Annotated in this window: 7 protein-coding genes; 5 read left to right on the top strand and 2 right to left on the bottom strand. The window is 56.2% G+C overall.

All coding sequences use genetic code 11. The features are described from left to right. Positions 1 to 51: 51 nt before the first annotated feature. On the bottom strand, positions 52 to 1,311 hold the full coding sequence (locus C173_RS02970) for an NAD(P)/FAD-dependent oxidoreductase (RefSeq protein ID WP_036722285.1): 1,260 nt from the start codon (positions 1,309 to 1,311) through the stop codon (positions 52 to 54). Positions 1,312 to 1,574: 263 nt separating this feature from the next. On the opposite strand from C173_RS02970, the gene C173_RS02975 reads away from it, so the two are divergent. The 3 genes from C173_RS02975 (at position 1,575) to nadE (ending at position 4,751) form a co-directional block, all read left to right on the top strand. After that, complete coding sequence (locus C173_RS02975) at positions 1,575 to 3,194, top strand: ATP-binding protein (RefSeq protein WP_051477779.1); 1,620 nt, start codon at positions 1,575 to 1,577, stop codon at positions 3,192 to 3,194. A 170-nt stretch (positions 3,195 to 3,364) separates the two neighbouring features. After that, entirely contained in the window at positions 3,365 to 3,799 is a 435-nt protein-coding gene (locus C173_RS02980; RefSeq protein WP_036722287.1) for a BrxA/BrxB family bacilliredoxin, read from the top strand. Positions 3,800 to 3,941: 142 nt separating this feature from the next. Then, positions 3,942 to 4,751, top strand: a complete 810-nt coding sequence (gene nadE / locus C173_RS02985) for an ammonia-dependent NAD(+) synthetase (protein WP_036722289.1) — start codon at positions 3,942 to 3,944, stop codon at positions 4,749 to 4,751. 315 nt (positions 4,752 to 5,066) lie between these two features. On the opposite strand, the gene C173_RS02990 is transcribed toward nadE, so the two are convergent. After that, a complete protein-coding gene (locus C173_RS02990; protein ID WP_036722292.1) occupies positions 5,067 to 5,885 on the bottom strand; it encodes an alpha/beta hydrolase family protein in 819 nt (272 codons plus the stop codon). Between the two features lie 281 nt (positions 5,886 to 6,166). On the opposite strand from C173_RS02990, the gene acpS reads away from it, so the two are divergent. Next, a complete protein-coding gene (acpS, locus tag C173_RS02995) occupies positions 6,167 to 6,571 on the top strand; it encodes a holo-ACP synthase (RefSeq protein ID WP_036722336.1) in 405 nt (134 codons plus the stop codon). A gap of 32 nt (positions 6,572 to 6,603) precedes the next feature. Beyond that, complete coding sequence (gene mutY, locus C173_RS03000) at positions 6,604 to 8,028, top strand: A/G-specific adenine glycosylase (protein WP_036722294.1); 1,425 nt, start codon at positions 6,604 to 6,606, stop codon at positions 8,026 to 8,028. The last annotated feature ends 1,176 nt before the right edge of the window (positions 8,029 to 9,204 follow it).

A 9,204-nucleotide genomic window follows, 5' to 3' on the forward strand; every position in this document is an offset into this window, starting at 1 on the left:
CAGATCGCAGGCCAGACAGAAGAAGCTAACTATAGGCGCTGCTTATGCGCCTTACTGCTCCGCCGCATGCTTACCGGCAGTATAGCCGGTGGAGAAGGCAGCGGTAATATTATAGCCGCCGGTATACCCGTGAATATCGAGAATCTCACCGCAAAAATAGAGGCCTGCGGTCAGCTTGGACTGCATGGTCTTGGGGTCGATCTCCTTGAGCGCAACTCCCCCGCCGGTCACAAAGGCTTCCGCCAGGGAACGTGTCCCGTGAACCTGAACGGGCATCCGCTTCACCAGGGCAGCCAGCGCCCCAAGGCCAAGCTTGGGCATATGATGGCCTGTAATCTCCCCGTCCAGCCCGCTCTTCGCCAGCAGCAGCGGGATCAGGCGCTCGGGCAGCAGGCCCTTCAGCGAATTGCGGATCGCCTTCTTCGGCTCCAGATCGAGCTTATTCTGGAGCATAGACTCCGCCTCCTGAAGGGACAGGTCCGGGAACAGGTCGATGGACATCTCCACGGTATCGTTTCCCGACTTCTGCTGAACCTGGCGCAGGAACTGGCTGCAGCGCAGCGCAATCGGGCCGGATAAGCCGAAATGGGTGAAGATCATATCCCCCCTGTGGGAGATCACCTTCTTGCCCTTCTGATTCCAGACGCTCAGTATGACATCGCGGAGGGACAAGCCCTGCAGCTCCCCGGATTTGATCCACGCCTCCCGGGAGAGAATGGGGACCTCGGTCGGGAACAGCTCTGTGATCGTATGTCCGGCGGCGGCAGCCCAAGGGTACCCGTCGCCGGTAGAGCCGGTCTGCGGCACGGACTTGCCTCCGGTGGCAATGATTACAGCCTTCGCGCCGAACGCTTGGCCTGACTCCAGGCGGATGCCCCGGACGGCTCCTTCCTCGTAGAGAACCTCCCGGACCGGGCTGTCCGTCATGATCTGCACACCAAGGCTCCGCACTTTGCCTATCAGAGCGGATACTACGCTTGCGGCCTTGTCCGATACAGGGAACATCCGCCCGTTATCCTCCTCCTTCAAGGCAATGCCCAGCCCCTCAAAGAAATCTATAATATCCCGGTTGTTGAAATGATCAAACGAGCTGTATAAAAAACGGCCGTTGCCCGGAATATGGGCGATCAGCTCCGAGGTCTCCTTTATATTGGTAACATTGCAGCGCCCGCCGCCCGAGATTCCCAGCTTGCGGCCCAGCTTCGCCCCTTTGTCGATCAGAAGTACGGACGCTCCGTGTCCGGCTGCGGCTACGCTGGCCATCAGCCCGGACGGGCCGCCTCCAATGACGATTACATCGTAGTTACTCATTCATTTGCTCCTTTTGCTTATTGCGACACTCTATTAACGGCATCATACCATTCCAGGCGGAGTGTAGCCAGGTCCAAGCGACCGAAACCTGATTATCGTTGTCAGGAATGCGCGGTTATGCTTTAATCTAAGTGGAAAAGGAATTTTAACCAATTTGAGGAGTGATTGCAATTATTTATGCGGTAAAGGATATTTTATTGCAAATATCGGCTGCCTGCATTTTTCTGTTTCTCTTTCAGTGGAGGCTGGACCGGGGCCATCCCTTGCGCAGGAACATTAGGTTTCCGGATGACCAGACCTTTCTGATGATCTGCTGCGCGCTGGGGATTACGCTGTGCATGGCACTGTCGGCCACGATGTTCGGGTTGGTCTATTTGAATCTGGCTATTCTCCCGGCGTATATTGGGATCTTATATGGTAATCTGCGCTCCAGCGTCTACCTCGCGCTATATTTCTTCTTCTGTACTGCATTGTTCTCGGTGCCCTCAGGTCTGGAGCATCTCTTCCTGAATACAGGGGTGCTGCTGTATCCGCTGCTCTTCGGTATGTCCGGGATGTTCAAGAAATCTGCGATACCCGGCAAAATCTTCATCCTGTGGGGCGCACTTTTCCCGAGCATGTTATTCATAGTCATTGTACCGAATATACAGGGCAGGAATGTCATGGATATACCTCCCAGCGAAGCGGCTCTCGCCGGACTATACGGATTAACGGCCCTAATTCTGGGCGCCTTGTTCATCACCTATATCGATAAGGCGTGGGACAAGCTGCAGGTCAGGGTCCAAATGCAGGGAATCTCGGAGAAATTCCAGTGGGAATCGGAGAAGCTGCAGCAGATTACAAATGTAGTTCCGCTGAATATTATGGAGTTCGATGACAACGGGTATGTGACAGAGGTGAATGAATATATGCTGAGCCTGATGCAGCGTCATTGTCCCTTGTTGACCAGAGAGTTTATTTTGTCCAGGCCGGCTAGTGATATCTTCGGCAAAAGCATGGATCAGGCTACCCTGGACCGGTTACAGGCGGTTCTGAGGAGCAGACAGCGCTCCAATACCAAGATCAGGGTCGATTCGATGACCTATCATATTTTTACCGCGCCGCTCCAGCATGAATCGGGACTGCCGGGCGGCATCGTCATGATTATTCAGGATTTGACGGAAGAGGAGAAAATGCGCAGTGAGCTTGACAATGTCGAGCGCCTGTCGCTGGTCGGGCAGATGGCTGCGGGCATTACGCATGAGATCCGTAACCCGATGGCAGTAGTTCGCGGCTTCCTGCAGCTGATGCGGGAGAAAAGCCCGGAGGAGCTCCACTCCTATTATCATATTGTCATGGAAGAGCTGGACCGGGCCAACAGCATCATCAATGACTTTCTGTCGCTGGCACAGACCCGTGTATCGGACAAGGAGCCAGCCGGGCTCCAGCATATTCTGGAGGAGCTTACGCCGCTGATCTGGGCGGATGCCAATCTCCGCGGCCAGAGTGTGGAGCTGAAAATCAGCCCGACGATGCCGCTGCTGCAGCTGAATATCCGGGAGATCAAGCAGCTGATTCTGAATCTGGCCCGCAACGCCATGGAGGCGATGGAGGCCAAGGGCGTACTGACGCTGGCTGCCTATGAGCATGGGGATAACGTGCTGCTGATTATTACGGATACCGGAGAAGGCATGCCCCAGAGCCAGCTGAATCAATTGTTCACTCCGTTCTTCACCACCAAGAGCCAGGGGACAGGTCTTGGTCTGCCGCTCTGTCTTAGTATTGCAGAGCGGCATAACGGAACGATCCGGGTAGAATCGGAGGTAGGGTCCGGGACCTCGGTCATCGTTACTTTTCCGGTGGAGTCCAGAGAGGGAGCGGTCCAGAGCCCTGTATATATGTAGCAGATTTCACGGGGACGGCACCGTTTCGGGGCTGTGCAGCGGCAGGCTGCATCTCTTGCTTTCGCAGAGTATGTATGTATAATAAAGTTAGCAAGTAGTGCTGGAACGCGGTAACGTTATCCGGGTTCTGACCTTATCTCAATTCAAGTGATGAAGGAGAGTGCAGAGAAATGTCCATGTCTTTTAATCAATATATGAGAGATTCTATCCAACCTATGCGCGACGATCTGACAAGCATCGGATTTCAGGAGCTATTAACACCGGAGGATGTGGAAGCAGCCCTTCCGGCAGCCAAGGGAACTTCGTTGGTTGTTGTGAACTCCGTATGCGGCTGTGCCGCCGGACAGTGCCGTCCAGGGGTAGCCCAGGCGCTGCAGAACGAGATTCTGCCGGATCACCTGTTCACCGTATTTGCCGGTCAGGAGAAGGAAGCTACCGCGAAGGCGCGTGAATTTTTCGCACCGTATCCGCCATCATCTCCTTCCATCGCGCTGATGAAGGACGGCGAGCTGGTTCACTTCATCGAACGTCACGGTGTGGAAGACCGTTCGGCCGCCGAGATTGCTGCGGAGCTGAAGGAAGTTTTTGACCGCGTGTGCCAGTAATAATGTCCTGCAGCCTGAGGACAGCAGCATGAATAAGTAATGATCCCGCATCAGCCAGCCGTCAGCCGGGGGCTTGGCTCATGCGGGATTTTTTTCTAATGTTAAGGGTAGGGATTACAATTCTAAGAAACGGGGTGGTCCTGTGAGTCTGCAGGAAGAGATTATTGCTACGCTGGGAGTTAAGCCGGTGATTGATACGGATGCGGAGATCCGTAAGCGTGTAGATTTCCTGAAAGCGTATGCGCTCCAGGCGGGGGCCAGAGGTCTGCTGATTGCGATTAGCGGGGGTGTGGACAGCGCGGTGGCTGCGGGTCTGTGCAAGCTGGCTACGGACGAGCTGACGGCGGAGGAAGGCAAGGAGTATATGACACTCGGGGTGTTCCAGCCTTACGGGGAGCAGGAGGATATTGAGCACAGCTATGCGGTGGCCCGGGCTTTTGAGCTGACCCATACGGTGGAGACCAATATCGAAGAAGCGGTGAACGAGATCGCCCTGGAGGTCGAGCATAGCCTGAAGTCCCTGGGCCAGCACAAGCATATTACCCATCAGGGCAAGGGGAATGTAAAAGCGAGAACGCGGATGGTGATGCAGTATGCGCTTGCTTTTGAGAACAATCTGCTGGTGGTGGGTACCGATCATGCCTCTGAGGCCATTACCGGATTCTATACGAAGTGGGGCGATGGCGCCGTCGATATAACACCGCTGTCCTCCCTGAACAAACGGCAGGTACGGCAGCTGGCTGCTGCGCTTGGCGTGCCGGCGGATATCGTAACCAAAGCGCCGACGGCCGGACTCTGGCCGGGCCAGACGGATGAGACTGAGCTTGGAATCACCTATGAGGAGAACAGCGATTATCTGGAGGGGAAGACCGTCAGCCCTGAAGCGGCTGAGAAGCTGGAGCGCTTCTTCCGGAGAACGGCGCATAAGCGCGATAGTATTCCGGGGATCTAGACAGGTTATGCCGGAGCCGCCGGGACGCTGCGCTTGATGCAGACGCTCCGGCGGTTTTTGTGTAAGAGTGTGCTGGTGCGAAGGCGAACGAGCCGAATGTATGCGGAAACCGAATACAATGTGCTGGTGCGAAGGCGCATCGGCCGAATGTATGCGGAAAACCGAATACAATGTGTGGCGCGAAGGTGCATCGGCCGAATGTATGCGGAAAACCGAATACAATGTGCTGGTGCGAAGGTGCATCGGCCGAATGTATGCGAAAATCCGAATACAATTAGGCAGCCAGGTATGTGAAGCTCATTATAAATGTACGGCCTACTTCGCCAGTACCCGGTTGATGAACCCTCTGGTAGCGGATATCGCCTGTTCTAACTGGTGGGTAGTTCCGGCAAAAGGATGAACGGTGCCAAAGGTATGATTGCCGCCGGGAATCTGCACCCATTCGATATCCGGCCGCAGCCGGATCAATTGCTCGGAGCCGCGCCGCAGATGCTCGCCGTCCTCACTGCCTTGAATCAGGACAACGGGGAAGTTGGCCTGCTTCATCCGTTCTAGAATCTGGTAACGCTCCGCCTGCTGCTCCAGATCCTCTATAATGATGGCGTCCAGCGGCATTTGCTGGCCGGTCCGTCCGTTGAGCACATGGGTCCGGCCCTTTTCCCGCATTTCACTCTTCTGCTGCTCTGTGAACAGATCCAGGTTAGTGATCCCGTTCCAGGAGATGACCCCGGCAATTTCTGCCGGATGATCCAGTGCGTAGAGGAGTGAGTCGCCCCCGCCGCGGCTATGGCCCAGCAGGAAAAGTGGGAGGCTGCCGAACCTGTGGTGCTGGCTCAGATAAGAGAGCAGGATCTCCATATCCTTGATCTCACGCTGGTAGGTATTGCGGGCGAACTTATCCAGCTCGGTGAAATTCTGCAGATCCTCGCCGATGCCGGCATGGGAGAAGTTGAAGCTGATCACTTCATGCTCGTCGCTGAGCGCCTGTGCCGTATACGGGAACATCCCCCAATCCTTGAAGCCTTTGTAGCCGTGAGCGATAACCACCACACTCCGGGCCTCTCCCTGAGCGGGAAAATGGGAGCAGCGAAGCACCGCATCCTCTCCTGCGGGTAATTCAAAATTACGGGACATAAGGTATTCTTCCTTTCCTTCATCTCTTGGAACTGGCGGTTGTACTTCTTTACCGGATATACCTGATTTGCGGGTGATAGACTTTCAGTTTTTTTTCTTTTAAGATAGCAGAAAGCTGACGCTAAGACTATTATTAATAATACTTGGTCAAGAAGCTGACAGGCTTCACTGTTACATGAGATCTGTGGAGTCCTAGCAAGATCATATCATTAGACGCAGGGTAAGGATAGAAGGTAATATAAGAGGGTTAAGGAATGCAGAGCCAGGAGAGGTGTGGAAGTGTGATTTATGGAATCGGGCATGATGTGCTGGAAATCGGCAGGGTTGCCGGGATTACGGAGAGCAGCCTGGGCAACCGGTTCTCCCGGAGAATTCTGACCGGGCCGGAGCGGGTGCTGGCCGCAGGCAAAGGCGCGAAGACAGCGGAATTCACCGCCGGGAGATTCTCGGCCAAGGAAGCGGTTGTGAAGGCGCTGGGCTGCGGAATCGGTCAGATGGTGGGTTTTCAGGACATTGAGATTCTGCCGGATGCGCTGGGCAAGCCAGTAGCCATACTGTCGGCGGAGGCCTGGGCCCGGCTGGGGCTGCCGGAGCAGGAGTATGTCATTCATCTCACCATTACGCACAGCCGCGGACTGGCCTCGGCCTTCGCGGTGGTGGAGCGGACGACCGGCCACAGCCTGTAACTATATAATTTTGAACGGCAAGGAGAATAACGATGACTACAGATGAGAAGCACATAGAAGCGCAGCAGGAAGCCAAGTTATTCTTCAGCCGGTTCCTGCTGGAATGGTACCACCTCCAGAAGCGGGACCTGCCGTGGCGGCGCCACCGCAATCCGTATTACATCTGGATCTCGGAGATTATGCTGCAGCAGACCCGGGTGGATACGGTAATTCCTTATTTCAACCGTTTTATTGAGCAGTTTCCAACCGTGGAGGCGCTCGCAGATGCACCGGAGGAAGAGGTGCTGAAATGCTGGGAGGGTCTTGGCTACTACTCGCGTGCCCGGAATCTCCAGCATGCCGCGAAGCAGGTCAAGGAGCTGTACGGGGGGCAGGTGCCGGATGACCGTGATGCCGTATTCGGCCTCAAGGGCGTAGGCCCGTATACAGCCGGTGCTATTCTGAGCATCGCGTTCAACCGGCCGGAGCCGGCGGTGGATGGCAATGTGATGCGCGTCTTATCCCGGTATTTCCTGATTGAGGATGACATTGCCAAAGGCCCGACCCGTGTGAAAATGGAGAAGCTTGCCGCCGAGCTGATCCCAGAAGGGGAGGCAGGCAGCTTCAATCAGGCGCTGATGGAGCTTGGAGCGCTCATCTGCACGCCGAAATCACCGCGCTGCCTTCCGTGCCCGGTGATGGAGCACTGCGCCGCGCGGCTGGCGGGCTGCGAGGCCTCGCTGCCCGTCAAGACCAAGGCGAAGCCGCCGCGTCCGGAGGAGCGGCTGGCTGCCTTAGTGGAGGGCCGCGGCGAGCACGCGGGCCGGGTACTGATCCGGCAGCGGCCGGCTAGCGGGCTTTTGGCCCGCATGTGGGAGCTGCCGCACTGGCCTGCGCCGCCTGCTGAGGCTGGCGGCGCGCGCGGTGCGCTGCTGCCGGAAGCGGCAGCGCTGGACCGGCTGCGCCGGTCCATGAGCCAGGCCGGGATTCACGCCCGGCCTGAGGGGCACTGGATGGCTGCGGAGCATACATTCAGCCATATTGTGTGGACCCTGCAGGTGTACCGCTGCAGGGAAGAGGCGGCGCTGCCGCTGGCAGCGGAGAGCCGCGCCGTGTACGGGGCGGCGCAAGCGGAGCGCGCGGATGGCGCGCTGGGGGCGGATGCTGGGGCAGCGCATGCGGGACGCGCGGATGGCGCGCTGGGAGTGGATGCACATGCGGGGCGCGAGAATAGCCCGCTGGGAGTGGATGCGGGAGCGGCTCATGCGGAGCGTGAGAACAGCCTGCTGGCTGCGGCGCTGGGGGCACAGCCGGCGGAAGACGCACCGCTGGCGCTGTTCGACAGCGGGGATGCCGCAGCTGATGCAGCAGACAGCGGAGCGCAGCGCTGGATCAACCGTGAGGACATGAAAAATTACGCCTTTCCGAATGTGTTCCTCAAGCTGCTGAACAGCTATTTCGATGAGCAAGGGACGTAGGCTCCAAGCTGCTACCGCTATGCTAATCCCTGTTGAGCCATACAGATCACCAACGGACAAGCATCACTGCTGCCGATTGCAGTGTAAAGATTAGTATGTTTGGTGCTAGACGGGGGTGCTTCTCTCATCTTGTTGCCAACGCTGCAACGGCTGCCGTCCTTCTCAATAGAGTGCCACCGCTTCCGTATGCTGTTGAGCAAATGTAGGGGCTTCGGTTGTGGACAAACTGGAATTAAGTACTACCTGACCTCAACGCCGAAAGTATAGTATATGTGCGCCATTGACCGCGCCGGAATCAGAGGGATAAATCCCATTAAATGTGCTGGAAGTGGGCCGCACGGCCGAACCAAAGGGATAAATCCCATTAAAAGTGCCGGAAGTGAGCCGCACGGTGAAATCAGAGGGATAAATCCCATTAAAAAGTGCCGGAAGTGAGCCGCACGGCCGAACCAAAGGGATAAATCCCATTAAAAGTGCCGGAAGTGAGCCGCACGGTGAAATCAAAGGGATAAATCGCATTAAAAGTGCCGGAAGTGAGCCGCACGGTGAAATCAGAGGGATAAATCCCATTAAATGTGCCAAAGTGAGCCGCACGGCCGAACCAAAGGGATAAATCCCATTAAATGTGCCAAAAGTGGACCACGCGGTGAAATCAAAGGGATAAATCCCATTAAAAGTGCCGAAAGTGGGCCACAGACGTAAATGAGGAGCACAAGTACCCCTGAATTGGCCGAAAGTGGGCGGTTGAGCGAAATGAGGAGTCCAAAGTGCCCCTGAATCAGCCGAAAGTGGGCGGTTGAGCGAAATGAGGAGCACAAATACCCCTGAATTAGCCAAAAGCGGGCGGTTGAGCGAAATGAGGAGCACAAATACCCCTGAATCAGCCGGAAGTGGGCGGGTCGAACGAAATGAGGAGCACAAATACCCCTGAATTGACCGAAAGTGGGCGTGTCGCACGAAATGAGGAGCACAAGTGCCCCTGAATTGGCCGAAAGTTGGTGGTTAGGCGAAATGAGGAACACAAGTACCCTGAATTTCTCGAAAATTTAGTGGTCGAACGAAATGAGGAGCAGTTGGCGACTGGCACGAATAAAGGGCCACTAAGCACCGCCCCATCCCCTGCGCCCTACCAACTCTACCCACGCCCTGCCCCCCTGCCAACTCCCGCTCCACCCC

It is taken from the genome of Paenibacillus sp. FSL R7-277, assembly GCF_000517965.1.
Taxonomy (GTDB): Bacteria; Bacillota; Bacilli; order Paenibacillales; family Paenibacillaceae; genus Paenibacillus_AQ; species Paenibacillus_AQ silagei.

Bases quoted from the DNA above. Each gene is read 5' to 3' on its own strand.
- C173_RS02970 (WP_036722285.1), bottom strand. From the start codon at position 1,311: ATGAGTAACTACGATGTAATCGTCATTGGAGGCGGCCCGTCCGGGCTG.
- C173_RS02980 (WP_036722287.1), top strand. From the start codon at position 3,365: ATGTCCATGTCTTTTAATCAATATATGAGAGATTCTATCCAACCTATG.
- C173_RS02990 (WP_036722292.1), bottom strand. From the start codon at position 5,885: ATGTCCCGTAATTTTGAATTACCCGCAGGAGAGGATGCGGTGCTTCGC.
- mutY (WP_036722294.1), top strand. From the start codon at position 6,604: ATGACTACAGATGAGAAGCACATAGAAGCGCAGCAGGAAGCCAAGTTA.